We start from the raw sequence: 26,448 nt of genomic DNA on the forward strand, positions 1-26,448 counted from the left end.
CAGGCAGCCAAGGATTGCTTAAAAAGGACGGAGATTCGCGTCGCCGTGCCTGGGAAGTCAATGAGGCCGTGATATCCGGCCGACTCGCTGTTTACATTCGTTTGTTCAATCAAGATCGACATTGGCTGGCTGCCTGGAGGAAGGTATGAAAATCTCGCAATTGAAAATATCAACGCGCCTAATCATCGGTTTTTCATTGGTGTCGATCTTGCTGAGGGTCGGCCGGGATTCGGGAAATTTTTGCAGGAATGATAGTAAGTTTATGATTTAAAAGGAAAAACTTATTTTGTAATTGAGCGGTTCGGCCTGCCTGTCCAGATCCAATGGGTACTCGCCAAAACGATTAATATGAGCCCTCCGGTACGGCGCCATTCCACGCAAAATCTCCTCAGTAAGCTGGTAGCCCTTGGCTTGAAGGCGTTTCAAAATCTTCGACATGGTGTGTACGTTGTGCAAAATGACCATATTGGCCACCAGCTGGTTGTACTTGATCACTTTGCGTTGTTCGTGCCGGATATTTTCGGCAATGATGCCATCGCCCCCGAAGAACAGCCATTTGACGAAGTCATTGAATTCCTCGCTCTTATTTGTCGCCGCATTGATCGTCTTGCGCAGTTCGGCGTCGTTGATGTATTTGAGTAAGAACATCGTCCGCACTGCCCTCCCAAGCTCACGAAACGCGTAATACAGGCGATTCTTCCTGCTTGCGGTGCCCAAGCGTCGAAGAATGGTCGAAGGAGCGATCTTTCCTGCTTTAATCGAGATTACGACGCGCAGCATGTCTTTCATGTGGCGGGCAATGAGTTCCCAGTCAATGTTGCCCCGGAAAAGACCGCCAATATGTTCATATTGATCGGTGCGATCAGCTCGGAAGAAAACCAGATCCTTGATGTTGCGAATACGGGGCATCAAGTTAATACCCAGGAGGTGCGCGAGCGCGAAGACGGGGGTGCTCTGCGCTTGGGTGTCACCATGTAGCGTATCGGGCTGAATATCCGACTGGTTGTAGATCAGTCCGTCCAGGATATAGACCGCCTCATAGACGCCGCACGGAATGAAATGGCTGAAAAGCGCGATGTACTTGTCAGAGACGTGGTAGTAGCCAATGCCTCCGTATCCGCCATACCGGATGTGATACTCGGAGAGTAGGTTTTGCTCGAAGACGTTCCACTTGGTCCCATCCGCAGACGCACTTTTCCCACTTCCCCAGTAGCGAGGCAAGGAGAAGCGGTTATAGGCGTTGATCACCTTGACGATGGCCTTGTCTAACCGCTGTTCCGTGACGTGCTTCAGATTCAGCCAGGCGACCTGTTTGCGACTGAGCCCTTTGACTGAACGCGCCGTCTGCACGGGGCCCAAGTTGCATCCATAGCAAAACAAGGTGGTGATGAAGCGCTTTCGTGGATCATCGACCTTGGCTTCAAATCCGGACAGCGGCCCAAAATACTTGTGGAGGTCAAGCCACTTTTCGGTTTCCGTGAGGATGTCCAGAATGCTTGCCTCACTCATTTCCGACGTAATGGCGTTGTCGACTGCATCCATGCCTTCAGGCGGTTTGGAACGCTCGGGCCGACGGATGACCACTCCGGATGAATCAAGATCGACGTACCCGTTCTCCGGAAAGCGCTGGTCGACCTGTTTGGCTAAGGAGCGCATCTGCTCCTTTAAGTCGGCCACGAAAAGATCCGGATCAACTGGAAGCCCCATCATTTCGCCGTAGATCTGCACCTCGGATTCATATTGCTCCCAGCTTACCAGGTGACTGCGGTAGTCATCGTACTCGCCGCTATGTTCGACGTAGAGGTCCCCGGATTTGAGTTCGTCCATGACTGCGCTGAACACCGCCAATTCAAAATATTTTCGATGGAAATGCGGCTCCGGATCATCCTGCCGCTTTCCGAACACCAAGACGCGCCACTTCTCCGGAAGCCATTCCAAGTCAAGTTCGGTGATACCCGACTCATGGCAAGGCAGTTGCTCCCGATGGCTCGTGCGGTAGTTCTGCAGAAAGCTGATCGCCTCGATGAGGCTGTCATCTTGGGAGCTGGATCGCAGGCTCAGCGCCTCAATGCACTTGAAGAACAGGCTGCGCTTGGGCGTATAACCACTTAGCATGAATGGGAAGTAGTTGTTCCCTGCGAAGGCCATATGCTCATCGCATTGGCTGATCCATCTTTCGTAATCGCCATCTAGTGATTCATCAACCCGAGCGATTTTTTGCTCGCCGTCGCCGTCTTCACTGAGTACGCTAAGAACGTCTCTAAACTGGCCGATCAAACGCTCGGTCTGCTGGGAATGCTGCAGGTGGTATTGACGCAGTCGCTCTTCGGCTGTGTTGTGCAAATTTCTCACAGACTTGACGAAGATATCGGCGATATCGTCCATCGCCTTCTCCAACTGGGTCTGAATCAATAGAACTGCTAGGGTATAACGCTTGATCGGCTTCATCGCGCGCATTTCAGCCAGGTCCAATGCCCGCGCTTCCAACGTCATTTGTTCCCGTTTGCTCGCCGCAATATGCTGGGTGCTCGGCAATCCACGAGCCATTTCCATCATGTTATCCACGTGCTGAAGGAAGTCAGTGACTTCCCTTACGTTTGGCTGTTTCGGCTCCCGCTTAAGACCGTCCCAGACGCTGCGTCCTGGCTGTGAAGAAAGAACCATGTCCAGGCGTTCTATGGTGCTGGGCTGGAGAACACCGCCGACACTTTTATAAATCTGTTCGTTCACAGCGCTGCGGCATTTTTTGGCTAGCCGCAGAAGAATGGTAAATCCGGGGAGCTCGTACTTACGCTGAATGAGTTCTTCAATCAAGACATTGACGATGTCAGCCAGTTCTTGCTTGGTCTGGGCTGCCTGTGTCGCAGCATCTTCTAGCCATTTCCCGGCTTTCGGATCGAGTTGGCGCCGCCCCAGATACGTGCGTATTTTTTGATGATGAAGAGTCCGGCTCCCAGACAAGTCATATTGAGCCACGACCTGCTTGGAGGGCCTGCGCAGCGACGCCTGGTCACAGATGTGGTCAATGATTTCCTTCGGAACCGTAGACAAGGAACCAAAGTGCCCAAGACGCTGGAATAACTTTAACTGAATCAGCATAAAGCATCGAGGTCCTACCTGACGATATTGGCCGAAAACAAATTCAATTTCCGTGTTGGATGGCGTGTAGACAGCTGTCAGCTCTTCCAAGGTATATTCAGCCTTTAGCCGCGGATAAGCTGTTTCATGGACGGCCGTCATGCGACGCCGCCTTGCTGGTTACGGTGAGAGAGTTTTTCGATCATGGTGGGCACGTTATCGTTAAAATCAGAAACCAACCGATTAATACATCGACCAAACAATGCATCTGATTCCGCAAACATGCACTAACGCCGAGCCCATTGTCAACGGCAAGAATTCACATTCACGAAGGTCGCCTGCGATTTGATCCGGCTTGAGCTACAACATGTCAATATTGCGACCACGAAATGGTATAAATCGCGGCACGAAATAGATTAAATCGTGGCTGTTACCCTTCGCATTTCACACTTGAGGATCTGCATGAGGAAGTCCAAAATTCGCTCCTATTCGACCCGTATTGAGAAAGGCGGCAAGATCTCTTTTCCCAGCTTTATCTTCGGCTGGAAGGTCGGTCAACGTGTTTATTTTTCCGTAAAAGATGGTGGCGTGCGTCTGGCCGCAAAGCCTTGCGGACTGCACAACGGCCGAATTTTATCGACACGGCTCGTCAAGAAATTTAGCAGCAAACATTTCAAGGTGGCTTGATAGCTATCCGATAGCTTCACGATAGCCATTGTGTGACGCTCCCGAGAAGCGCGGAAACGACCTCAGACTTTTGTCACTAAAGCCGGTGCTGCGCGATGCAAGAGTCGGCGGGCAACAGGAGGAGATGCATTACCTATATGTAATCGAGCTGCAATGCAGCTGTTTGCCGTCACTCCTTAAAATTCATTTCAACGATCAGCCACCAAAATAAATGACGGAACTGATCGATCCCGGCCTCATTGCGTGGGCTTCTTGAAATGTTTTATGGAGAGTCGATATGACTACTGCTACAACCTCTCGTATTTTCTTCTTTTCCCTGCTGACACTGGCGGCCAGTACAGCATTTGCCCAAACCACCGCCTCAGACATCAGTCAGCGTGATGCCGCGAATGTCAGCGCACGTAATAACTATCCCGTCGTGCAGTTCGCCAGCACCAAGACTCGCGCTGACGTGCTCGCCGAACTCAAGCAGGCCCAGAAGGACGGATTAATCACAAATGGCAACGATTACCCGATCGTTCGTCAAGCATCTTCCCCGAGGGCACGTGCTGAGACGAAGCATGAAGTATCAGAGGCGAGTAGTTTCATGCCGTCCCTGTATCAGGGGGCTTAAGGAATCTAGCGTTCGCGCTGGCTGGCGCAGACGGCTTCTTTCCTGACTTGACCACCGCCCGTTCGACGGCGCGGTGGTTTTTTATCGAAGGCGACAAAACCCTTTTGTCACTAAAGGACGCCAGCCTCACACAGCAGCATTGGGAAACAGCAGCGTGAATCTAGTTTTACCCTGTGTGGACTGTACAGACACCTCGCCTTGATGGGCGCGCATGATGGCTTTTGTGATGGACAGCCCTAAACCAGCAGAATCAGAGTCCAGCTTGGTACGGGCCTTGTCCGCCCGATAAAAACGGTCAAACAAATGAGGAAGATGTTCAGATGGTATCTCCAGACCATCATTTTCGACATGCACGCTGATGTCCTTCTCTGACCTGTCGATCGATACCGCAATGGTTCCTGCCGCCGGCGTATAACGCATGGCGTTGGAAATCAGGTTGCTCAATGCTCTGCGCACCATCAGGCGATCGCCTCGAATCGAGGCGTCCCCTGCAAGCCGCATCAGGACATTCTTTTCTTCTGCCAGCGCGTCGTAAAAATCGAATAGCTCAGAAATCTCTTCTTGCAGACTCAGTCGCTCATAGCTGGGCAAGGTAATACCGTTCTCTGTTTGCGCCAAGAACAGCATATCGGAAATGGTCCGGGCGAGCCGCTGTAACTCCTCGGCATTCGACGAAAGGATGTCGCGATAGGCCTCATTGGTACGCTGCTGCGTCAGGACAACATCTGTCTGGGTCAGCAAATTGGTAATGGGCGTGCGCAACTCGTGGGCGATATCAGTCGAAAAGTTCGTGATGCGATTGAAATCGCGCTGCAATCGTTCCAGCATGGCGTTGAGCTTGGCCGCGAGATCGGCAATTTCGATAGGCAGCATCTCGACGGACATGCGTTCACCGAAGTTATGAGAAGAGACTGCTTGTACTTTGTCCGACATCGCGCGCAAGGGGGCTAGCCCACGGCGCGCCGCCCACCAGCTCAGGAGCACAACAATTAAGGCTGAACCCGCGATGTAGAGAACAAGGGTGGTCTGGAAATTGCGCATGAAGTGATCATGGATCTCGGTGTCAACCGCCACAATGACTTGCAGTTCTCGACCGCTTTGATCATCCTTCAGACGGGCTTTGATCGCTTGGAACTCTTGGTGCTCGCCCACAGGCACCGCAAAGGAACGACCCGGCACGGCAGACTGTGCAGCAGCGAGCATCGAGGCGGCAGCATTGCCCAGTGTCGAATACAAGGCCTGTCCGCTCAGTGAGCTGATGTGAACGTAAAAGCCCGGATGGTTGTGTAACGCCTCCCCAAAGGTCGAGGTAATGGCGTCAGCGCCTCTTTCATTGACCACCATGCGGATGAGCTGCAGTTCTTTTTCCAGCAGTTGCTCATCCTGATCGGTGAAGTGCTTGGCCACGGTCGAGATGATGAGCAGGCCCAGTCCGACCAACACTGCTGTCGATGCTAAGGCGAACAAGGCAGTCAGGCGGACCGTCAGCGAGCGTTGACGGATCACGTGGCGCTCTCCGTGTGCTCAGGGGCATCCAGGATGTAGCCGACACCTCGAACAGTCAAAATTAACTTTTCGTCAAAACCATCATCGACTTTCGCCCGAAGGCGGCGAATCGCCACGTCAATGACATTGGTGTCGCTATTAAAGTTGATGTCCCAGATCTGGGAGGCGATCAGGGAGCGAGGCAAAACTTCTCCTCGGCGCCTGGCCAGGAACTCCAATAGCGCGAATTCCTTGTTCGTGAGTACCAGTTTGCGGCCGCCCCGGCTTGCCGTGCGGCGCGGTAGGTCCAGCACGAGGTCGGCTACCGTCAGGCGATCTTGCAATACAGCGCTACTCCCTCGACGCAGCAAGGTGCGCACCCGTGCCAACAGCTCGGAAAAAGCGAACGGTTTGACCAGATAATCATCCGCACCCATTTCCAGCCCCTTCACGCGGTCCGACACGCTATCGCGCGCCGTCAGAAACAGCACTGGGACCGTTTTTTGCGCTTCACGCAAAGACTGAACAATGCGCCAGCCGTCGACGTCGGGCAGCATCACATCAAGGACGACCAGGTCGTAAGGTTCCGTCATCGCCAGATGGTAGCCATCCAGCCCGTTTTTGGCCAGATCAACAACGAAGCCGGCTTCGCTGAGCCCGCGCTGGATGTATTCGCCGGTTTTCGGCTCATCCTCAACGACAAGAAGTTTCATAGTAGCAATGAGTAAGAAGATGAACACATGGTACGTGCAGTTGATGGGAATGACGAGATCATTACAGGAATGTAATGATCGGGTAATCCAACTGATCGCCGGCACTCTTTATCATCAGCGGCATATATCCTCACCTCGGAGAAGTCCATCCTATGTCGAACTCATCGTCCCCACTGAGCTCCCGCCGCCGTTTCGTGAAGGGACTGGCCGCCGGCGGCGTGCTGTTGGGGTTGTCCTCGCGAGCGCTGCAAGCGGCCGCTCAGAACGTAGAGAAGCCGGCCCGTGGTCCAGCAGCCCCCATCCTGACCGGAAACGTGTTCGATCTGGTGGTCGCGGAGTCGGTGGTCAATTTCACCGGAAAGCAAACCACCGCCACGACGATCAATGGCTCCCTGCCGGGACCGACCTTGCGCTGGAAAGAAGGCGAAATGGTTACTATCAACGTGACCAACAAGCTGCGGGAGCACACGTCCATTCACTGGCACGGCATCATTCTGCCTTTCCAGATGGATGGTGTGCCGGGTATCAGCTTCGCGGGAATCGCTCCTGGAGAAACGTTCAGCTACAAATTCAAGGTGAAGCAAAGCGGCACGTATTGGTATCACTCCCATTCTGGCATGCAAGAGCAAACCGGCATGTATGGCGCAATCGTCATCGATCCGAGCGACAGTGGCAAGAAGATGGCCGATCGTGAGCATGTAGTCCTGTTCTCGGATTGGATGGATGAAAATCCGATGTCGGTGCTTTCCAAGCTCAAGAAGCAAGGCGATTTCTACAATCTGAACAGATTGACTGCCGGTGACTTCGTTCGCGATGCACGCAAGGATGGCTTCAAAGCGGCCATGGACAACCGCGCGATGTGGAATGAGATGCGCATGAACCCGACCGACTTGGGGGACCTGTCGGCAGCCGTCTTGACTTACCTTGCCAACGGCGTTACCCCGGCAGGCAACTGGACCGCATTGTTCAAGTCTGGAGAGAAGGTTCGCCTGCGCTGCATCAACGGTTCCGGCAACACCTTTTATGACGTACGGATTCCGGGCCTGAAGTTGAAGGTCATCCAGGTGGACGGCGTGGATATTGAGCCGGTGAGCGTCGATGAATTCCGTTTCGGCCCGGGCGAGACATGCGATGTCGTCGTGGAGCCCAAAGAAGACGCCTACACGATATTTGCCCAGTCCATGGAGCGCACTGGTTATGCCATGGGAACGCTGGCCGTTCGTGCTGGCCTGACCGCTCCGGTACCGAACGTCGACAAGCCTGAATGGCTCAGCATGAACGACATGATGGGGGATATGTCTTCCATGGGCGGAATGGATCACGGCGCCATGGGGGGAATGAACCATGGTGCCATGGTCAATATGCCGTCGATGAACATGGATTCGATGTCCAGCATGGACTCCATGGACAGCATGGACGCCACGTCGTCGGGGTCATCCATGGCGGGTGGCGTGCAACCCATGCAAGGCATGGACCATAGCCAGCATCAGATGGCCCCCGGCAATCCGTTAAAGGTCCCGAGCAAGAAGGCGCGCCACGCCAGCACAGAGTACGGTGCCAGTACGGACTCCAAGGTCGACAGCGCCCGCACCAACCTGGATGATCCCGGCGTTGGCTTGCGCAACAACGGACGCCGTGTACTGACGCTGGCTGACATGCACACCATCGGTGGGCCCTTGGACGATCGGGGACCAGAACGAGAAGTCGAGCTTCATCTGACCGGCAATATGGAGCGCTACGCTTGGTCTCTCGATGGCTTGGAGTTTGGCAAGTCGACGCCTGTGCATTTCCGCTACGGCGAACGCCTGCGCGTCATCCTCCACAACGACACGATGATGACGCATCCCATGCACTTGCACGGTCTGTGGAGCGAACTGGAAACGCCGAACGGCGATTTCCTCGCTCGTCGCCACACCATTCCGGTGCAGCCGGCGCAGCGCATCAGTTTCCTGGTCACGGCGGACGCCTTGGGTCGCTGGGCATGGCACTGCCACCTCATGTACCACATGGACATGGGCATGTTCCGCGAAGTCGTCGTCAGCTAACCAGGATCTGCACTGAAAGGCATATCGAGAATGATTTTTACCCGTTACCCCACCCGGATGTTACTGCTGGCGCTTGCGTCGGTGAGCATGAATGCGGCGCAGGCCCAGTCTCACGCAGGCCACGGCGCGCCGACCACCGACGCAGCGAGCCAACCGGCAGTCACGACGATGGACTCCATGCAGACCATGGACACAATGAATGGGGAGACTTCCAGCACTCCTGGGACGGATGATCACGGCGCGATGAACCACGCGGGCATGGACCATGGCAGCATGAACATGGGATCGACTTCGACTGCGCCTTCCGACGCCCGGGATCCACACGGCTATTCCAATGGATACACGCTCAATACAGGCCCCTACGCGCAAAAGGATACCAGCAGCCTGATGATGTCGGACATGCACTCATTCGGCTCTTTCATAGTGGACCGCTTGGAGCGGGTCCACACCCGCAAAGCCAACTCTGTTACTTACGACACCCAAGCTTGGATCGGTAACACCTACGACAAGTTCTACATCAAGGCCGAAGGCGATATCGACCGAGGTCGCGTGGGCGATTCGCGCACGGAATTGCTGTGGAGTCATGCCGTCACTCCCTATTGGGATAGCCAGCTCGGTCTGCGGGTCGACGTGGGCAGTAACCGGCCGGGCCGCAATTGGCTGGCATTTGGGCTCCAAGGATTAGCACCATACTGGTTTGAAGTCGAGGCAACGGGCTACGTCGGCGAACAAGGCCGCACTGCGTTGCGCTTATCGGCAGAGTATGAAGTGCTCCTGACACAGCGCTGGATACTGCAGCCCCGCGTCGAGGCCAACTTGTACGGCAAAGAAGACCCCGACCTGGGCATCGGCCGCGGTCTGTCCAGTGCGGCGTACGGTATGCGCCTGCGCTATGAATTCTCGCGCCAGTTTGCGCCCTATGTTGGGATCGAACGAAGCCAAAAGTTTGGCCGTACTGCCAGCTACACCCGTGGCGCCGGCAGCAATGTCGGCGAGACTAGGCTTGTGGCCGGCGTTCGCATTTTATTTTAATACGGAATTTTTGATCATCCACAGGGGAGTTGCCATGTCTTACCAGTCCTTTATCACCAAAACCGCCTTCACCATTGCTGCAGCAGCCTTCGCCACCGCAGCCTTTGCCCATCCCAAGCTTCTGGGCTCGACCCCGGAAGACAATTCGACCGTCAGCGCGCCCGAGAAAATCGAATTGCGCTTTTCCGAGAATCTGTCCAAGCAGTTTTCCGGCGCGAGTCTGGTGATGACCAGCATGCCGGGCATGAGCCACGCCGCGCCGATGAAAATGGGAGCAAAGATTTCTGGCGCCGAGGATCCCAAAACCATGGTCATCACACCTACGCAGCCATTGATGCCTGGTGTTTATAGCATTGACTGGCGTGCGGTCTCCTCGGATACCCACCCGATCACCGGCAAAGTTACTTTTACGGTGAAGTGAGCTGGCAATGGATTGGGTGACCGTTCTGGTGCGTTTCGCGCTGTATTTGGACCTGATGCTTGTCTTCGGCTTGCCCCTGTTTCACCTGCATGCCTTACGCAAGCCGGAACGTTCATCCGTGTTGGCCAGGAAGCTTTCGGCATTGACCGTAAGCGCAGCCATTGTTGGCATGATCCTTTCAGCGATCAGCATGGTCTTGATGACCAAAGCGATGAGCGGCGCAACCGATTTCAGTTCGATCGAGCAGCACATGTTCGAAATGATGCTGACCGATACGCCGTTCGGCCTGGCCTGGTGCTTGCGCATGGGGATGCTGGTGCTGAGTGTCTTGGCGGCATTGTTTTTAGCGCAAGCGCCAACCTCGAAATTCAGCATGATGAGCCTGGCCGGCGGCGTTGCCTTGGCTACGCTGTCCTGGGGTGGACATGGCGCCATGGATGAAGGCGCGCGTGGCCAGTTGCACCTGGCTGCGGACATCATCCACCTGCTCGCCGCGGGCGCTTGGATAGGTGCGCTCGCCGTATTTGTTCTCCTATTGGCACTGCGCGATGGTCATGACGCCAACAACGTTACTTTGCTTAGTCGCACGCTCAATGGATTTGCCCTGATGGGCACTCTCATCGTCGGTTCATTACTGATTACCGGTGCACTTAATTACTGGCTGATCGTCGGCCCGACAGTGACCGGATTGTTCTCGACACCTTATGGGCAACTGCTGATCGCCAAGCTGGTTCTCTTTGGCATGATGCTTGCGCTGGCAGCGGCGAACCGATATCGGCTAAGCCCCGTACTCGAGCGAGCGCATGTCTTCGGCGAGCATCAGGAAGCGGTTGCGGCGTTGCGAAGAAGCCTGTTTTTTGAGACAGCTTGTGCTTTCTTGATTCTGGCGCTAGTCGCCTGGTTAGGTACATTGGGACCGATGGTCGATTGACGTCATCGGAAGGTTATCGAGGTTCTGGAACTGCGCCGAAAGTTCCAGCGCAGTTCGCCGATTTAAGGAACTGGAGAACGAAAGAACCGCCGTTTCGATTCCGGAAGCGGCGGCGTTTTCGCTTGCCTTGAACAACGTAGAGACACTAAATTTTTTTGATCTGCACGCCTGTTTTTGTGAACATCACGTCGTTGAATCACTCTCATGGTTGATGGTTTTCAGATCAATCAACGATAGGAGTCCACATGCGTATCTCATTTAAAACAGCGATGGTAGTGGCGGCACTCGTCGCCTCATCCACAGCGTTTTCGCAGGCTATGTCTCCCGGGCCAGCTAACGATACAGGCGCAGATGCATCGATGCCTTCCAAGGCGTCATACGACGAACAGTTCCTCGACACCATGGCCAAACATCACGAAGAGGCCGTCAAGATGGCACAGCTCGCCGACAGCCGTAGCGCACACGATCAGCTCAAGCAGATGGCTAAAAAAACAATCGAAGACCAGAACGCGGAAATTGCGCAGCTGCGCAATTGGAAAGAGCAGTGGTATCCCGACAAAGGCAGTGCCGTGAACATGAAGCTGCCCGGCATGATGGAATCAATGAAAGGCATGTCGATGGAGAGGCTTGAGGCCAGTCACGGCGATGCTTTTGACGCTATGTTCATCGATATGATGAACAAACATCATCGCGGTGCGCTCACGATGGCAAGGGACGCCGTCAAGAAAGCTCGTCATCCTCAAATTGTCGCCTTCTCAAAGAAGGTCATCTCACAACAACAACAAGAAATTTCCACGATGAGTCGCTGGAAAAAGGAATGGAAGCTGGTCGACCATTGAGCTTGTGGTCCTCTGGCTTTCCGCGCAACCAGGCTCTGGCATCCGCTGGAGCGCAATCCGGGTAAACCGCCCATCCATTTTTTAAGGAGATCATGATGTCACGTGAAGAATTCCGTACTTGTATCGAGGCTTGTTATGCATGTGCAGCAGCTTGCGACCGATGTGCCGCAGCCTGCTTGCAAGAAGACGATGTAAAGATGATGGCACGCTGTATCGCTACCGATGCCGACTGCGCGGAGATTTGCCGAACGGCCGCGGCACTGATGGCCAGGGGTAGCGAGTTCGCTCAGCAGGTATGCAAGCTGTGCGCCCAAATTTGCAAAGCCTGCGCCGAGGAATGCGCGAAACACGAGGCACAGCACTGCCGGGACTGCGCGCAAGCCTGTACGCGATGTGCCGATGAGTGCAGTAAGATGGCGGCCTAACCGTCGACGCTGTCCGGCCTTTTGGCCGGACGTGTTTTTTCTTCTTATCGCATTGGATATTTTATGTCGTCTTATTCGCTGACGGACCGTTGGCGCCATTCCCACGTTTTTGACGAAGGGAATCCGCTGGCCCAACGCAATACCCGATGGGCCGTGTTCCTGACTGCAATTATGATGGTGGCCGAGATCGTCGGTGGCTGGCTGTACAATTCAATGGCTCTGCTGGCTGATGGCTGGCATATGAGCTCGCACGCATTGGCGCTTGGCTTGTCAGTGCTGGCCTATGGCGCTGCGCGCCGCTTTGCCCAAGATAAGCGATTCACATTCGGTACGTGGAAAATTGAGATATTGGGCGGCTATACCAGCGCCATCGTCCTGCTTGGTGTGGCGGCGCTAATGCTGTATCAGTCCGCAGAGCGCCTGATCTCGCCCAGCCCGATTCTTTACGACCAGGCTATCGCTATCGCGGCGGTCGGCCTTCTGGTCAATCTGGCCTGTGCGTGGTTACTCAAAGGCGGGCACTCTGATCATCATCACGGCCATGATGACCACCACCATCACCACGACCTCAATCTTCGATCAGCTTATCTGCATGTCATCGCTGACGCTGCTACGTCTGTGTTGGCCATCCTCGCGCTCTTCGGTGGCAAATTATGGGGAGCCAGCTGGCTCGACCCGGCCATGGGCATCGTCGGTGCCGTGCTTGTGGCCGTCTGGGCTAGAGGCTTGATTCGGGATACCGGGCGCGTGTTGCTCGATGCGGAAATGGATGCTCCCGTCGTGCAAGAGATCCACGACGTCATCGCCGCCAGCCCTTGGCCGGCGGAGGTGACGGATTTACACGTCTGGCGCGTGGGCAAAGGTAAATATGCCTGCATTCTCTCACTGGTCCTGGACAATGAGGGCAGCCCTGACGACTTCAGGAAACAGCTCAGCGTCCATGAGGAACTGGTGCACATAACGGTCGAGATCAACCGCCGGAAGTCGGTTCACCACTGACATTTACGTCCTGTTTTGGCGCGGTACTGGCTGGCGTCACTTGCCGCATTTGTTCGAGGTGCTCACGGAACTCGGCAGCGACTGTTCGTTGCGCTTCCAGCTTAGCCTGTACGGCGGCCAGTTCGACCTGGAGGCCGTGCACCTGCTGGGTCGCAACTGCCAATTGCGCTTTCATATGATCGGCTTGCACGACTTTTCCCCCCAGCTGGGACGCAAGCATCCGGCAGCGCTCTTCGAGCGCGTGTGCCGTGTCCAACTTTTGCTGAAGCTGGCGCAGTTGACCATCGCGATCGTATAGCCCTTGTTTCGTGTGGGTGAGATCTGCGACCAAACGGACGCCTTCTTGGTTCAGCCGCGTGGCTTCTTCCTGTTTTACCACCAAACTCTGCTGCAGCGTACGGATCTCCGCCTGCAGCTGCTGCACCTGTTGCTCGTGCCGGCGTGCATCTTGTTCCCGCTGCTCTTTGACCGAAGTACGGTAATGATCGAGCGCTTCCCGCGCATGCTGATGCTTTTCTTCCAACGAGCGGCTGTGGTGCTGATTCTCCAGCAAGCGCTCCTTGAAGTCGACGACTTGCTGCTCGGCGGTGTGACGGGCAATGGACTCCTTTTGTAGACGTTCCTGCGTTTCGTGGTGCGATTGTGTTTCCTCGCGAAGACGCGTCTCGGCGTCATGTAGATGGCGTGTTAGCGCGGCAACTTGCTGTCCTGCAGCTTCCAGCTTTTCGGCATATTGTCGTTCAGTTTCGGCGCTCTGGGCCTGAACCGCGTCGACTTTGGCCCTTGATTCGTCCTGAAGCTGGGCAGCCAGGCGCTCGACGAAATCGTGTAAGGCCTCGGAAATGGACGTTTTGCGTCCGGCGAGATCGCCGTCTTCGGCCTCTAGCTCCTTCAAGTACTTATGGATGGTTGTTTTCGAGCCGGTATTACCGAGTTCGATACGTACTGCGTCTAGCGACGGGTGTTTTCCCAGCACGATCAGGGCGTCCCGAGCTCGCTTTACATCAGATTTATAGAGGCCGCTACGCGCCATGACCGCTCCTTTAAATAAAGTACCGTAGTATGTACTACGTATATACATACCGATTATAGCGAAAATAAAGTCAGAATTTGTTCTTAAATCGCACTAAATATTGGATAGTTATTTATCCTGATGGGCTAAAATCAACCTAATTTGCTTCCATCCATCTGTACTACCGATTTCTAAGCCATATCGCGCGATGATTCCAATTGACGATTACTTACATGCCGCCACCCGAGATAACACCCGCAAGAGTTATCGCGCGGCAGTAAACCACTTTGAAGTGGAATGGGGAGGATTTCTGCCGGCTACGGCCGATAGCGTAGTGCGCTATTTGGCGCAGTATGCCGGCGTACTGGCACACAACACCTTAAAGCAGCGTGTTACCGCCCTCGGCCAGTGGCACGTAGAACAGGGGTTTCCGGATCCGACGAAGGCGCCGGTGGTGCGCAAGATGCTGCGCGGGATCCATGAACTGCATCCCGCGCAGGAGAAACGGGCCAAGCCGCTGCAACTGGATGCGCTTGAGCAGACAGTGGCATGGCTCGAGCAGCAGTGTGAACTAGCCAGGCAGCAAGGGCGTAGCAGCGACCTTCTTCGGCATACACGGGATCGGGCGTTGCTGCTCGTTGGGTTCTGGCGAGGATTTCGTAGCGATGAACTGGCCAGGCTGGAAATCGACCATATCGACGCCATCGCCGGGGAAGGCATGACAATCTATTTGCCGCGTACGAAGACTGACCGAAGCCTCAAGGGCACGACTTACAAGACCCCAGCCTTATCTAAGCTCTGCCCGGTAACAGCCTACCTGGATTGGCTTGCTGTCAGTGGACTGAAAAGCGGTGCCACATTTCGCGGGATCGACCGTTGGGGCGCCATCAGCGAGGCACCTGTCAATTCGGCCAGCATCATTCCCTTGCTTCGGCGCATCCTGAAGTCCGCTGACGTGACGGACGTGCATTTATACAGCTCGCACTCCTTACGACGCGGATTTGCGACTTGGGCCAGTGCGAACGGATGGGAATTGCGGGCTCTCATGGAATATGTCGGATGGAGGAATATCGCCTCCGCATCTCGTTATGTGGACTCTCATGATCCCTATCATCGGGAAATGCTGGAACGTCTTCTCCCCAAAAATCTGAATCTCCTTGATCAGTCTTGAACAAGACGTCTAAGCGTGGGAGGCTGCGCTTTGTGGCGGTAGTTCACGAAATGCGTAGCAGTTTCCGCGCGCGTCATTGAGCGCGTGATGCTCGGGTAGACGATTTTTAGCGTGGAATTCATGGCGCAGCAATTCGTTGATGCGGTCGGCTACCAGTCGCCCTTTAACCCAGAAAGGGACCCGGTCCTCCAGCGCCCGCGAAAATAGATCCCAGTCGGTTTGAAAGTCATAGCACAGCTGGATTTCCTCGCCAGTGGGCCGGACAAGTACCAGCCACTGCGTTATTCGACCGTAGAGCGCATCGAGTGACAGTTCTGCTTCTGGTGAATAGCCCAAGAGCGGCACCACTGTCTCACGCACAAAATCACTGCACCGCCGAATGTCAAAGGGCAGCTCCGCATAGAACTCCTCACCTGTTTCCGCCACCAGTGCGATGCTGATCAATTGCGGATTTACAAAGTCGGTGAATTCTGTGTCGACGAATACTTTGAGTGCCATACGGGGTCCGATTCAGCGTAGTCGGCTGAGATAAGGTTGCGTTCTGGAAATAGGATTTTAATGCAGGAAGTTTGCATCAATGCGCAATACGCATTCAAGTTTTTCACCGCATTTCCATGTAATATCAAATGGCGACTGCGGGGGCGTGTCGTCACCGTCTTAAAGACTGAAATTGCGGCGCTCAGCGCTTTCATAAAAAATTCAAAATGCATGGGCGCAAATGGAAAAAATATTTTTGGTGATCGACCTTGAAGCGACTTGCGCAGATGACGGCTCCATCACGGCAGAACAAATGGAAATCATCGAGATCGGCGCCTGCTGGGCGACGGCGTCCGGTATCGTACTGCAGCGCTTTCAACATTTCGTTCGACCGCTAGAACGTCCGACCTTAACGCCATTCTGCACATCCTTAACCGGCATCTCTCAAAAAGATGTGGACCAAGCTTCACTTTTCCCTGTCGCCGCGCAGGCATTGCAAGAATTTATCGCCGAAACGAGCTTCCAGGGGGCCATCTGGATGAGTTGGGGCGCTTATGACTTTAAGCAAATGGTAAGAGACTCTCAGCGCCACGGCATTGCTTCGCCCGTGGATATGCCGCATCAAAACGCGAAAAGAATGTTCGCCAAGGCCCAGCGCATTGGCAAGGAAGTGGGAATGGCGAAGGCCTGCGCATTAGCCCGTATCGCCATGGAAGGCCAACATCATCGGGGGCTCGATGACGCTGTCAACATCGGGAGATTGATGCCCTGGATTCTGGGCACAGCGCATTTGGGCGCTTCTCATGCATCAGCCGCTTGATCTTCCGATTATGGTGCTGAATGTCTTTATCGATACCGAGTTCACCGACTTTGTAAATCCGCAATTGATCAGCATTGGCCTGGCGGCAGCTTCCGGAGAAGTCTTCTATGCAGAAGTGCCGTATTCCGCAGAGCTGTGCAGTACGTTCGTCCGCGATGTCGTTCTCCCGCTGCTCGGGCGTGTCCCTCATACGGAATGCGCTACTGCTCAAGTCGGGCAAAAGATGATTGATTGGTTGGAAGAAATCAGGAGAGACGCAGAGGTACGTCTCTGTTTTGATTTCCAGACTGACTGGGATCTATTTGTCCAGGCGATTGGCCACGTCCCGCCGAGCTGGTGCACACCACGGCTCATTTCATCGCGCAACATCAACGCATTGCGCCGATACGCGTTTTACAAGCACAACAACTTCCCCGAACACCATGCTCTTTATGATGCGATGGCGGCCAGACATGCCTTCCGGGAACGAAACTGATTCGCGCTCTTGCCTCAAAACGATATCTAACGGGGGAAACAATGACGGAAAAATCTAATACGACCAATGCTCGAGGCTCACTTTGGAACAGGTGGGACCCTCATATCCATACACCCGGTACTGCACTAAACAACGGCTATTCTGGAAGTGATCCATGGGACGGATTTCTCAGCAAGATTGAACAGAGCATTCCTCCGATCCGCGCGCTCGGGATCACCGATTATTGCAGCATTGAAAAATACCAGGAAACTATCGCGAAACAACGTGAAGGTCGACTCCGTGACGTCGGACTGATTTTTCCGAATGTCGAGTTTCGACTGACAATCGAAACCAAGAAAGGCTCTGGCGTTAACTTGCATTTTCTGTTTTCGCCTGACGATGCTGACCACGTTCTACGCATAGAGCATTTCTTGGGCGGCCTTGAATACAAGCATCAAGGAGAGATTTTTCGATGCAATCGCACAGATCTCATCCGTCTGGGCCGAGTGCATAAAGGACCAACTCTTGAAGACGAGGTAGCGTATCGCGCCGGGGTCAACCAGTTCAAAATTGATTTCGAGCGGCTACGCGAGGCATGGGGACAAAGCGACTGGGTGCAGAAAAATTGCCTGATCGCAGTCTCGGGCGGTGGCACTGATGGAACCTCCGGTCTTCAGACGGAGGACGGCCAATGGGCGACGCTGCGACAGAATATCGAAAGCTTTGCTCACATCATTTTCTCTGCCACTCCTCAACAGATTGATTTCTATCTCGGCAAGGGTGCCGCTACAGTTCAAGATCTCGAAGCGAAGTGGAAAGGCAGAAAACCATGCCTCCATGGTTCGGATGCTCACGAGGAACAGCGCGTTGGTGTTCCCGACAAAGGCCGGCTCTGTTGGATCAGCGGCAACCTCACGTTCGAAGCGCTCCGGCAAGTCGTCATCGAACCGGAGGGCCGGGTGTTCATCGGTAGCATGCCGCCCCGAGGTGCCATGCCTGGCAACAGCATTGAGGCTGCTTCATTTACGGATGCCGACTGGTTGCGACCGGATGTTGTGCCAATCAATGGCGGGATGGTAGCTATTATCGGTGCTCGTGGATCAGGGAAAACTGCACTTGCGGATCTGATCGCCACGGGCGGCTTTGGCGTATCAAAGCAACTCAGTGGCAGTTCCTTTCTCAAACGAGCGGCCGCTTTCCTACAGAATTCCCGCGTCAAGCTGACTTGGGAAAATGGCTCCGAAACTGAGAATGCCGTGTCGTCAGCGGAGATGGAAGATCTGCTGGACGCGTCTCATGTTCAATATCTATCTCAACAGTTTGTCGAAAGACTTTGCTCTTCCGAAGGATTGAACGACGAGTTGATCGCTGAAATTCAGCGCGTCATATTCGAGGCGCACGATGATTCTGAGCGTATGGGAACCGAGGATTTCACTTCACTTTTGGCGTTAAGACTGGACCAAGTTCAAAGCGATCGCGAACGACATCGGCGCACTCTCGAGCGTGCGACAAATGCCATCACCGAGGAGCAACTCCGCAAAGATAGCCTTCCTACGCTTAGCAAGGATCGGGATGAAAAGCAAAAGCTGATCGACAAAGATAAAAATGATCGCAAGTTACTGATTCCTAAAGGACAGGAGCAGCGCACCGCCCGGTTGGAGGCGCTAACCCTGGCTCTCGAACAGAAACAACAGACGGTTGGTGCCGTCAAGCTGCAGCTACAGGCCTTATCAGGCATTCAGGCGGATGTGCGCAATTTTCTGGAAAATGAGGTGCCCAATTGGATCGCCAATCTTAAAGAGAAACGCAACCACGCGCGATTAAGCGAGCAAGATTGGAAAGAGTTTAATTTGCAGTTTTCCGGCGACGTGGACCGTCTATTAAAGGAAAAAGTCAACGAGGCCAACAGAAAAGTTACTCTCCTCGAGGGTGATATTCGACGCGAAACTGAGGCCGAAGAGATTGACCCGTCTCTTCCATTAATTCCTGGCGACGCTGTCCTCATTGATCAACCAATTAATGTGCTCCAGCGCGAGCGGGATCTGCTTCAAAAATTGGTCGGTATTGACGAGCAAAATGCCCGCCGATACAAGACATTGTCCGATAAAATTTCCAAGGCCGAAGCTGCGCTGGCAAAAGTTGTTGGTGAGATTGACCGGGCCAGCAAAGCGGACGACTTTCTTAAAGCGTTGCGCACAGAGAGAAATACTGCCTATCAAGGAGTATTCGATGCAGTATCCAACGAACAGAGCGAGTTAGCCAGCCTATATGCTCCCCTGAAAGAGCGTATTGAGGACGGACTCGGGTCGGTTGCTAAATTGTCGTTCTCAGTACGCCGACTCATCGATATTGCCGGTTGGATCGCGCACGGAGAAACACTATTGGATTTGCGGACCGGGCCTTTTCGTGGAAAGGGAGAGCTTGGTAAAGCGGCGGAATTGATACTGGGGCCTGCCTGGCGCAATGGAAACTCGGCGGACGTGGCCGAAGCTATGAACCAATTTATGACGCTCTATGCGGGCAAATTAAAAGAACACATGCCGGCGACTGAAAAATTCAGAGACTGGGCGCGCAAAATTTCGTCGTGGCTTTATAGCACGAGCCATATACAAGTTGGATACGGCTTGCAATACGATGGGGTAGAAATTGAGAGTTTGTCGCCAGGGACCCGCGGAGTGGTGCTTCTGCTTCTGTATTTGGCCATTGATACAGGTGATGACCGCCCACTCATCATCGACCAGCCTGAAGAAAACCTGGACCCGCAGTCGGTATTCGATGAACTAGTACCGGTATTCAAAGAGGCGAAAAAACACCGGCAGATCATCATTGTGACTCACAACGCTAACTTGGTTGTAAACACCGATGTCAATCAAGTCATCGTCGCACGCTGCGGCCGCCATCGTCCCGGTCAATTGCCGCAGATTACTTATGAGAGTGGCGGATTGGAAGACCCTAGGATTCGAGAAGCAGTCTGTGCAATTTTGGAGGGAGGAGAACGGGCCTTCAGGGAAAGGGCTAGGCGCTTAAGGGTATCGTTATGATACATACTGAGCAGCTCGGCGCGGACTTAGAGGCGGCTGTGAGCTCTGAACCGAACCGCGTCAGGACTGATGCGGTGAGCATTTTGCAACTATCAAGAACAAAGGTACGCTTCCAGTAGAACTCCGCAAACGTGCATCCTAAGCTCCAGCTTAATACCTTTGAACTTCGTCTATAATCTAAGTCATGAAAATGCTGCGCACATTTCTGATCCTGTTGTTGGCCATTGCCATTCCCCTTGAGGGACTTGCAGCGGTACGCATGGTCGAAATGATGCGCACTAATTCTGCGTCTATGGAAATGGCGACATCCGCGAACGCCGCAGATGAGCCTTGTGTGATGAATATGTCGGACACCGATAAGTCATCCAAATCGACGGCGCCGTGCAAAATGGGCGACGCCTGCAAGATTTGCCAGGTTTTCCCATCGACGACATCTTCCGTCGACATCAATCCATTGATCCTTCCACTGATCGATACCGTTTCACTGTTGCCTGAGTCATTTCTGCCTTCTCATGACCCATCCGGGTTGTGGCGTCCCCCTCGTTCACTCTAAATCTCATTGATTCGTTGATGCGTCCGGCCTAGCTGCCGGGCGAATGTTTGCGCGCTTTTGTACGCGCCGTCACGCTATGGAGTGAACAATATGTCCTTTCGCAGGATATCCAGTACCTTGCTTGCTTTGCTCGCAGGGATGTCCGGCCTTGCCAATGCCGGCCCTTTGTCTTTTAACGCTGCGCTCGAGATTGCCGAGCGCCAGTCCCCCAATCTCGCCTCTAACAGGGCACAAATCCAGGCGGCTCAAGCGTCTGCGATACCCGCCGGCGCGTTGCCTGATCCAAAGATTTTCACCGGCATCGACAACTATCCCGTGTCGGGTCCGGATCGGGGCCGGCTCAATGCCGACTCGATGACGATGCAAAAGATTGGCGTCATGCAGGAGTTTCCCAATGCGGCGAAACGCCAGGCCCGCATTGCCGTAGCCGAGGCCTCAATCGAAACAGCCGAAGCACAAAGGCAGGTCGAGCGTCTGAAATTGCGCCGGGCGACTGCCTTGGCATGGCTCAATCGCTACTATCTGGAGCGCAAGATCGCTTTGTTTGACAACTTGGACAAGGAGAATCAGCTCTGGGCAGAGGCAGTACGCGCCCAGGTCGCATCCGGTCGTACGCAGATTGCCGATAGCGTCATGCCGAAACAGGAGGCGGTGCAGCTTGCCGACCGTCGCGACGATCTTATCCGCGATCTGGTCAAAGCAAAGGCTGGCTTACGTCGTTACGTCGGCGGCGAGGCTGATGAGCCACTGGTCGATGCATTGCCCGCGCTGAACATCGACGCGGCCTATCTGCGGGAGCACCTGCATCGGCATCCGGAACTACAAGCCTTTACCGCCGAAACACGAAAGGCAGAAGCCGAGGTCCGCGAAGCGCAAGCTATGAAAAAGTCGGACTGGGGTGTTGAGCTTGCCTATCAGCGACGCGATGCACGGTTCGGCAACATGGTCTCCGTCCAGTTCACGTTTGAGATTCCTGTGTCTCCTTCAACCCGACAGGATCCCCGCATTGCCGCTAAACAGCAGGAGTTGTATCGGATCGATGCCGACCGTGAAGCCATGCTGCGCGATCACACCAACGAACTGGAAAACGATCTCGCCGACTACCAGACCCTGACCCGTCAACTGGAGCGCGCCAATCAGACCGCCTTGCCTCTGGCACAGCAAAAGGTCGATCTCCAGTACGCAGGTTACCGCTCGGGTAAGAGCGACTTGACGACGGTGTTGACTGCACGCCGCGAAATCGTCGATCAACGTTTAAAGATCATCGACATAGAAGCTCAGCGCACGGCGATGGCCGCGCAGCTCTATTTTGCTTACGGAGAAGACCTGCAATGAAGAAAAATACCTATCAAATTGCCGTACTGATGATTGCAGTTGCCGCCGTGAGTAGCTCAGGCGGTTATTGGCTTGCCCACCAGAATAACGGCGCTCAAACCATGCATAGCGAAACTGCAGGCCCGACCACGCAAGTGGAACGTAAGGCGTTGTATTGGTACGACCCTATGATGCCGAGTCAACGCTTCGACAAGCCGGGTAAGTCACCTTTCATGGACATGCAACTGGTGCCGAAATACGCAGATGAGCAAGCAGATGGCGCCGGCATCAAGATTGACGCCGGCATTGCCCAGAATTTAGGAATGCGCACCGCGAAAGTGGAGCGAGGCAACTTATCGGCAACGGTGAACGCCGTCGCCAGCGTGCAGCTGAATGATCGCCAGGTTGCGATTGTTCAGTCACGTAGCAGCGGCTTTGTGGAGCGCGTGTATGCACGAGCTCCTGGCGATGTCGTTGTACGCGGTGCTCCTCTGGTTGATTTGCTGATTCCTGAATGGGCCGGTGCCCAGTCGGAATTCTTGGCGGTGATCAAAACAAACGATCCGGCATTAATTCAGGCTGCCCGTGAGCGTCTGCAACTACTCGGGATGAGCAGTGATCTGATCAGCCGCGTCGAAAAGAGCGGACGTCCTCAAACCGTGGTGACAATCGTCGCTCCCATCGCAGGCCTGATTCAGACGCTCGATATCAGAAGCGGAATGACAGTGACAGCGGGCGCGCCTCTGGCCAAGATAAATGGTCTGGATTCCGTATGGCTGGAAGCGGCCGTTCCCGAAGCGCAAGCTGGACAGATCAATGTCGGCGGCAAGCTGGAAGCTCGTTTTTCTGCTTATCCAGGTGAAAACTTCACTGGCAAGATCCTGGCCGTTCTGCCTGAAACGAATGCCGACAGCCGCACGCTTCGAGTCCGCATCGAACTACCCAATCGCGACGGCAGGTTAAAACCTGGTATGTATGCCCAGATCAATTTGGACGCAGGCAAAGCGACACCAGGCTTGTTGGTGCCGTCTGAAGCGGTCATTCGCACCGGTACCCGCAATGTCTTGCTGGTCACTACGGGTGACGGGCGATATCAGCCGGTCGACGTTCAACTTGGCCAGGAAGCCGACGGCAAGAGCATCGTGCTGGGTGGCGTCACCGCGGGGCAGCAGGTTGTAACGTCAGGGCAATTCCTGATCGATTCCGAAGCAAGTCTTAAAGGCGTGCTGGCGAGATTGAATACATCGTCATCCTCCAATGCTGCTATAGCGCAGGCCGCACTCAATGAGACAACCGGGAAAATCGAATCGTTGAAGGGGCTCGAAATCACGCTCTCGCATGGTCCAGTCAAAACGCTGGGTTGGGGGCCGATGACGATGACATTCAAATTGGCTCAGCCCGACATGGCATCAGGCCTCAAGACCGGGGACAGCGTGCATTTCAGTTTCAGTGAGAAGAATGGCGACTATGTGATCGAGAAGCTGGATCGGAGCGCGCCATGATAGAGAAACTCATCAAATGGTCGATTGCGAGCCGTTTTCTGGTCTTGCTCTCCGTACTTTTCCTAGGGGCATGGGGTGTCTGGGCGCTCAAGACGACGCCGGTGGATGCCTTACCGGATCTGTCGGATGTGCAGGTCATCATCCGCACCAGCTATGCCGGCCAGGCGCCGCAGATCGTGGAAAACCAGGTGACCTATCCGCTGGCGACCACCATGCTGTCGGTGCCGGGAGCGAAGACCGTGCGCGGCTACTCCTTCTTTGGAGATTCTTTCGTCTACGTCCTGTTTGAAGACGGCACCGATATGTACTGGGCCCGCTCCCGGGTGCTGGAATATCTCAACCAGGTGCAGGGGCGCTTGCCAGCTTCCGCCAAAGCATCGTTAGGGCCGGACGCCACCGGAGTCGGCTGGATCTACGAATATGCCTTGGTCGACAAGACCGGGCAACACGACTTAGCCCAGCTACGTAGCCTGCAGGACTGGTTTTTGAAATATGAACTCAAGAGCTTGCCCAATGTGGCGGAAGTGGCGACAGTCGGCGGGATGGTCAAGCAATATCAGATCGTGCTCGACCCGGTGAAGCTGGCGGCCTACCGGATCACGCAAGACAGGGTCGTGGAAGCAATCAAGAAAGCCAATCAGGAAACCGGCGGCTCGGTGTTGGAGATGGCGGAAACCGAATACATGGTGCGGGCTTCCGGCTATCTCAAGACGCTGGGGGACTTTCGCAATATCCCATTGGCGAGGGGACAAAACAGCGTCCCCGTCAAATTGGGCGATGTGGCGACCATTCAACTGGGGCCAGAGATGCGGCGCGGTATTGCCGAGCTCAACGGCCAGGGTGAAACAGTCGGGGGCGTTGTCATCCTACGCTCTGGTAAAAACGCACGCGACACCATTGCCGCCGTCAAAACCAAACTGGAAGAACTTAAGAAGAGCCTTCCGTCCGGCGTCGAGGTCGTTCCCGTCTACGACCGCAGCCAGTTGATCGACCGGGCCATCGACAACCTGTCGCACAAGTTGCTCGAAGAATTTCTTGTCGTGGCGGTGGTGTGCGGCCTGTTCCTGTGGCATCTGCGCTCGGCGCTGGTGGCGATCGTTTCCTTGCCGCTCGGCGTCATGATTGCCTTCATCGTCATGCGTTACCAGGGCGTCAACGCCAACATCATGTCGCTGGGCGGCATCGCCATCGCCATCGGCGCCATGGTCGATGCCGCAGTCGTCATGATCGAGAATGCCCACAAGCATATCGAGGCGTGGAAGCACGAACATCCGGGGCAATCCCTGCAAGGGGACACCCACTGGCGCGTGATCGGCGAGGCGGCGGCGGAGGTCGGGCCGACGCTGTTCTTTTGTTTGTTGATCATCACCTTGTCGTTCATCCCGGTGTTCACGCTGGAGGCACAGGAAGGACGCCTGTTCGGGCCGCTGGCGTTCACCAAGACCTATGCCATGGCCGGCGCCGCGGGCTTGTCCGTGACGCTGATTCCTATCCTGATGGGCTACATGATCCGCGGGAACATCCCCTCGGAAAACAGCAATCCGTTGAACCGCTGGCTGATTCGCTGCTATCGACCATTGCTGGAGGCCGTCCTGCGCCGACCAAAAACGACGCTGGTCATCGCCGGCCTAGCCTTGCTGACGACGCTATGGCCGATCAGCCGACTGGGCGGCGAGTTTCTGCCGCAGATGGATGAGGGCGACTTGCTTTACATGCCGTCAGCGTTACCTGGTTTGTCTGCATCCAAGGCTGCGGAACTGCTGCAACAAACTGATCGCCTGATCAAGACCGTCCCGGAAGTCGCTAGCGTTTTCGGTAAAGCCGGCCGAGCCGAGAGCGCGACCGATCCGGCGCCACTGGAAATGTTCGAAACCACCATCCAGTTCAAGCCGCGCGATCAATGGCGCCCCGGCATGACGCCGGCGAAATTGATCGATGAGCTCGATCGAGTCGTCAAAGTCCCTGGCTTGTCGAACATTTGGGTTCCGCCGATCCGTAATCGGCTGGACATGCTGGCTACCGGGATCAAGAGTCCGATTGGCGTAAAAGTCTCAGGGACCAGTCTTGCCGATATAGACAAGACGGCGCAACAGATCGAACAGGTCGCCAAGCAGGTTCCCGGGGTCAGTTCTGCACTTGCAGAACGTCTCAGCGGCGGACGTTACGTGGACGTCGACATCGATCGGCTTGCGGCCGCCAACTACGGGCTCAATATCGCCGACGTGCAAAGTATCGTGTCTTCGGCAATCGGCGGCGAGAACGTAGGCGAGACGGTCGAGGGGCTGGCGCGTTACCCGATCAGCGTTCGCTATCCGAGGGAAATCCGGGACTCGCTGGAGAAACTACGCGATCTGCCGATCCTGACCGGCAGCGGCCAGCAGATCACGCTGGGAACCGTCGCAAAGTTGAAGATCAGTGACGGCCCTCCAATGCTCAAGAGCGAGAATGCGCGACCGAGTGGCTGGATCTACGTCGATGTCCGGGATCGGGATTTGGCTTCCGTCGTTGCCGACCTGCGCACCGCAGTGGCTGCCAAGGTGAAACTGGCGCCGGGACTCAGCATTGCCTATTCCGGGCAGTTCGAGTATCTGGAGCGGGCGAACGCACGCCTGAAACTGGTGGTGCCGGCAACGCTGCTGATCATCTTCGTGCTGCTGTACCTGACTTTCCGGCGCTTCGACGAAGCGGCGCTGATCATGGCTTCGCTGCCGTTCGCGCTGGTCGGTGGCATCTGGTTCCTCTATCTGCAAGGCTACAACCTGTCGGTTGCCACCGGTGTGGGATTCATCGCCTTAGCGGGCGTGTCAGCCGAATTCGGCGTGGTTATGCTGCTGTA

22 protein-coding genes are annotated in these 26,448 nt (G+C 55.0%); 16 read left to right on the forward strand and 6 right to left on the reverse strand.

Going from position 1 to position 26,448, the window contains the following annotated elements; all coding sequences use genetic code 11:
• Positions 1-267: 267 nt before the first annotated feature.
• A complete protein-coding gene (locus RV1423_RS03335) occupies positions 268-3,240 on the reverse strand; it encodes a Tn3 family transposase (RefSeq protein ID WP_034293035.1) in 2,973 nt (990 codons plus the stop codon).
• 300 nt (positions 3,241-3,540) lie between these two features.
• On the opposite strand from RV1423_RS03335, the gene RV1423_RS29660 reads away from it, so the two are divergent.
• Together RV1423_RS29660 and RV1423_RS03340 are read left to right on the forward strand one after the other, a co-directional pair.
• Positions 3,541-3,765: a hypothetical protein gene (locus tag RV1423_RS29660; RefSeq protein WP_155835011.1), complete on the forward strand. Its 225-nt coding sequence runs from the start codon at positions 3,541-3,543 to the stop codon at positions 3,763-3,765.
• A gap of 277 nt (positions 3,766-4,042) precedes the next feature.
• On the forward strand, positions 4,043-4,378 hold the full coding sequence (locus tag RV1423_RS03340; protein ID WP_034293037.1) for a DUF4148 domain-containing protein: 336 nt from the start codon (positions 4,043-4,045) through the stop codon (positions 4,376-4,378).
• Between the two features lie 126 nt (positions 4,379-4,504).
• Here RV1423_RS03340 and RV1423_RS03345 read toward each other — a convergent pair whose 3' ends face one another.
• Together RV1423_RS03345 and RV1423_RS03350 are read right to left on the reverse strand one after the other, a co-directional pair.
• Entirely contained in the window at positions 4,505-5,884 is a 1,380-nt protein-coding gene (locus RV1423_RS03345) for a heavy metal sensor histidine kinase (RefSeq protein WP_051516445.1), read from the reverse strand.
• Entirely contained in the window at positions 5,881-6,576 is a 696-nt protein-coding gene (locus RV1423_RS03350) for a heavy metal response regulator transcription factor (protein WP_034293184.1), read from the reverse strand. The genes RV1423_RS03345 and RV1423_RS03350 overlap by 4 nt, the downstream gene beginning before the upstream one ends.
• A 152-nt stretch (positions 6,577-6,728) precedes the next feature.
• Between RV1423_RS03350 and RV1423_RS03355 the strand changes: the two genes are divergently transcribed.
• The 7 genes from RV1423_RS03355 to dmeF all read left to right on the forward strand — a co-directional run bounded on the left by RV1423_RS03355 (position 6,729) and on the right by dmeF (position 13,268).
• Entirely contained in the window at positions 6,729-8,621 is a 1,893-nt protein-coding gene (locus tag RV1423_RS03355; RefSeq protein ID WP_034293039.1) for a copper resistance system multicopper oxidase, read from the forward strand.
• Positions 8,622-8,651: 30 nt separating this feature from the next.
• Complete coding sequence (locus RV1423_RS03360) at positions 8,652-9,653, forward strand: copper resistance protein B (protein WP_034293041.1); 1,002 nt, start codon at positions 8,652-8,654, stop codon at positions 9,651-9,653.
• A 34-nt stretch (positions 9,654-9,687) separates the two neighbouring features.
• A complete protein-coding gene (gene copC / locus RV1423_RS03365) occupies positions 9,688-10,074 on the forward strand; it encodes a copper homeostasis periplasmic binding protein CopC (RefSeq protein WP_034293043.1) in 387 nt (128 codons plus the stop codon).
• A 7-nt stretch (positions 10,075-10,081) separates the two neighbouring features.
• Complete coding sequence (copD, locus tag RV1423_RS03370; RefSeq protein WP_197034866.1) at positions 10,082-11,005, forward strand: copper homeostasis membrane protein CopD; 924 nt, start codon at positions 10,082-10,084, stop codon at positions 11,003-11,005.
• A 245-nt stretch (positions 11,006-11,250) separates the two neighbouring features.
• On the forward strand, positions 11,251-11,844 hold the full coding sequence (locus RV1423_RS03375; RefSeq protein ID WP_051516446.1) for a DUF305 domain-containing protein: 594 nt from the start codon (positions 11,251-11,253) through the stop codon (positions 11,842-11,844).
• 263 nt (positions 11,845-12,107) lie between these two features.
• Complete coding sequence (locus RV1423_RS30890; RefSeq protein WP_306409257.1) at positions 12,108-12,269, forward strand: four-helix bundle copper-binding protein; 162 nt, start codon at positions 12,108-12,110, stop codon at positions 12,267-12,269.
• A gap of 63 nt (positions 12,270-12,332) precedes the next feature.
• Positions 12,333-13,268: a CDF family Co(II)/Ni(II) efflux transporter DmeF gene (gene dmeF / locus RV1423_RS03385; RefSeq protein ID WP_034293048.1), complete on the forward strand. Its 936-nt coding sequence runs from the start codon at positions 12,333-12,335 to the stop codon at positions 13,266-13,268.
• Here dmeF and RV1423_RS03390 read toward each other — a convergent pair.
• Complete coding sequence (locus RV1423_RS03390) at positions 13,240-14,301, reverse strand: DNA-binding protein (protein ID WP_034293050.1); 1,062 nt, start codon at positions 14,299-14,301, stop codon at positions 13,240-13,242. The genes dmeF and RV1423_RS03390 overlap by 29 nt on opposite strands.
• 187 nt (positions 14,302-14,488) lie before the next feature.
• On the opposite strand from RV1423_RS03390, the gene RV1423_RS03395 reads away from it, so the two are divergent.
• Complete coding sequence (locus tag RV1423_RS03395; protein WP_034293052.1) at positions 14,489-15,451, forward strand: site-specific integrase; 963 nt, start codon at positions 14,489-14,491, stop codon at positions 15,449-15,451.
• Positions 15,452-15,460: 9 nt separating this feature from the next.
• On the opposite strand, the gene RV1423_RS03400 is transcribed toward RV1423_RS03395, so the two are convergent.
• Positions 15,461-15,949 carry a 3'-5' exoribonuclease gene (locus RV1423_RS03400; RefSeq protein WP_034293053.1) on the reverse strand — a complete coding sequence of 163 codons (489 nt, stop codon included), beginning with the start codon at positions 15,947-15,949 and terminating at the stop codon, positions 15,461-15,463.
• A 220-nt stretch (positions 15,950-16,169) separates the two neighbouring features.
• On the opposite strand from RV1423_RS03400, the gene RV1423_RS03405 reads away from it, so the two are divergent.
• From RV1423_RS03405 to RV1423_RS03415, 3 genes are read left to right on the forward strand one after another with little or no spacing between them, the layout of a single operon-like run.
• Positions 16,170-16,748: a 3'-5' exonuclease gene (locus tag RV1423_RS03405; protein WP_034293055.1), complete on the forward strand. Its 579-nt coding sequence runs from the start codon at positions 16,170-16,172 to the stop codon at positions 16,746-16,748.
• Positions 16,732-17,223 carry a 3'-5' exonuclease gene (locus RV1423_RS03410; RefSeq protein WP_231502033.1) on the forward strand — a complete coding sequence of 164 codons (492 nt, stop codon included), beginning with the start codon at positions 16,732-16,734 and terminating at the stop codon, positions 17,221-17,223. Before RV1423_RS03405 ends, RV1423_RS03410 begins: the two co-directional genes overlap by 17 nt.
• Positions 17,224-17,264: 41 nt before the next feature.
• Positions 17,265-20,243 (forward strand): TrlF family AAA-like ATPase, encoded by a 2,979-nt coding sequence (locus RV1423_RS03415; protein WP_034293056.1) that lies wholly within the window; start codon positions 17,265-17,267, stop codon positions 20,241-20,243.
• Between the two features lie 177 nt (positions 20,244-20,420).
• On the opposite strand, the gene RV1423_RS03420 is transcribed toward RV1423_RS03415, so the two are convergent.
• Positions 20,421-20,690 carry a hypothetical protein gene (locus tag RV1423_RS03420; RefSeq protein ID WP_034293058.1) on the reverse strand — a complete coding sequence of 90 codons (270 nt, stop codon included), beginning with the start codon at positions 20,688-20,690 and terminating at the stop codon, positions 20,421-20,423.
• A 196-nt stretch (positions 20,691-20,886) separates the two neighbouring features.
• Here RV1423_RS03420 and RV1423_RS03425 point away from each other — a divergent pair, with 196 nt between their 5' ends.
• The 3 genes from RV1423_RS03425 to RV1423_RS03435 all read left to right on the forward strand — a co-directional run.
• Complete coding sequence (locus RV1423_RS03425; RefSeq protein ID WP_034293060.1) at positions 20,887-22,131, forward strand: TolC family protein; 1,245 nt, start codon at positions 20,887-20,889, stop codon at positions 22,129-22,131.
• The gene (locus RV1423_RS03430; protein WP_034293062.1) at positions 22,128-23,612 is read left to right on the forward strand and encodes an efflux RND transporter periplasmic adaptor subunit; all 1,485 of its coding nucleotides are present in this window, start codon (positions 22,128-22,130) and stop codon (positions 23,610-23,612) included. Before RV1423_RS03425 ends, RV1423_RS03430 begins: the two co-directional genes overlap by 4 nt.
• On the forward strand, positions 23,609-26,448 hold a 2,840-nt coding region (locus RV1423_RS03435), incomplete at its 3' end, for an efflux RND transporter permease subunit (protein WP_034293064.1). The genes RV1423_RS03430 and RV1423_RS03435, both read left to right, overlap by 4 nt.

Origin of the sequence: Herbaspirillum sp. RV1423 (assembly GCF_000577615.1) — a bacterium.
In the GTDB taxonomy this organism is placed as follows: domain Bacteria; phylum Pseudomonadota; class Gammaproteobacteria; order Burkholderiales; family Burkholderiaceae_D; genus Herbaspirillum.

Bases quoted from the DNA above. Each gene is read 5' to 3' on its own strand.
- RV1423_RS03360 (WP_034293041.1), top strand. From the start codon at position 8,652: ATGATTTTTACCCGTTACCCCACCCGGATGTTACTGCTGGCGCTTGCG.
- copC (WP_034293043.1), top strand. From the start codon at position 9,688: ATGTCTTACCAGTCCTTTATCACCAAAACCGCCTTCACCATTGCTGCA.
- RV1423_RS03425 (WP_034293060.1), top strand. From the start codon at position 20,887: ATGTCCTTTCGCAGGATATCCAGTACCTTGCTTGCTTTGCTCGCAGGG.
- RV1423_RS03350 (WP_034293184.1), bottom strand. From the start codon at position 6,576: ATGAAACTTCTTGTCGTTGAGGATGAGCCGAAAACCGGCGAATACATC.
- RV1423_RS03405 (WP_034293055.1), top strand. From the start codon at position 16,170: ATGGAAAAAATATTTTTGGTGATCGACCTTGAAGCGACTTGCGCAGAT.
- RV1423_RS03340 (WP_034293037.1), top strand. From the start codon at position 4,043: ATGACTACTGCTACAACCTCTCGTATTTTCTTCTTTTCCCTGCTGACA.
- dmeF (WP_034293048.1), top strand. From the start codon at position 12,333: ATGTCGTCTTATTCGCTGACGGACCGTTGGCGCCATTCCCACGTTTTT.
- RV1423_RS03400 (WP_034293053.1), bottom strand. From the start codon at position 15,949: ATGGCACTCAAAGTATTCGTCGACACAGAATTCACCGACTTTGTAAAT.
- RV1423_RS03395 (WP_034293052.1), top strand. From the start codon at position 14,489: ATGATTCCAATTGACGATTACTTACATGCCGCCACCCGAGATAACACC.
- RV1423_RS03355 (WP_034293039.1), top strand. From the start codon at position 6,729: ATGTCGAACTCATCGTCCCCACTGAGCTCCCGCCGCCGTTTCGTGAAG.
- RV1423_RS03390 (WP_034293050.1), bottom strand. From the start codon at position 14,301: ATGGCGCGTAGCGGCCTCTATAAATCTGATGTAAAGCGAGCTCGGGAC.
- RV1423_RS03415 (WP_034293056.1), top strand. From the start codon at position 17,265: ATGACGGAAAAATCTAATACGACCAATGCTCGAGGCTCACTTTGGAAC.
- RV1423_RS03335 (WP_034293035.1), bottom strand. From the start codon at position 3,240: ATGACGGCCGTCCATGAAACAGCTTATCCGCGGCTAAAGGCTGAATAT.
- RV1423_RS03430 (WP_034293062.1), top strand. From the start codon at position 22,128: ATGAAGAAAAATACCTATCAAATTGCCGTACTGATGATTGCAGTTGCC.
- RV1423_RS30890 (WP_306409257.1), top strand. From the start codon at position 12,108: ATGGCCAGGGGTAGCGAGTTCGCTCAGCAGGTATGCAAGCTGTGCGCC.
- RV1423_RS29660 (WP_155835011.1), top strand. From the start codon at position 3,541: ATGAGGAAGTCCAAAATTCGCTCCTATTCGACCCGTATTGAGAAAGGC.
- RV1423_RS03375 (WP_051516446.1), top strand. From the start codon at position 11,251: ATGCGTATCTCATTTAAAACAGCGATGGTAGTGGCGGCACTCGTCGCC.
- RV1423_RS03420 (WP_034293058.1), bottom strand. From the start codon at position 20,690: ATGTCGACGGAAGATGTCGTCGATGGGAAAACCTGGCAAATCTTGCAG.
- copD (WP_197034866.1), top strand. From the start codon at position 10,082: ATGGATTGGGTGACCGTTCTGGTGCGTTTCGCGCTGTATTTGGACCTG.
- RV1423_RS03410 (WP_231502033.1), top strand. From the start codon at position 16,732: ATGCATCAGCCGCTTGATCTTCCGATTATGGTGCTGAATGTCTTTATC.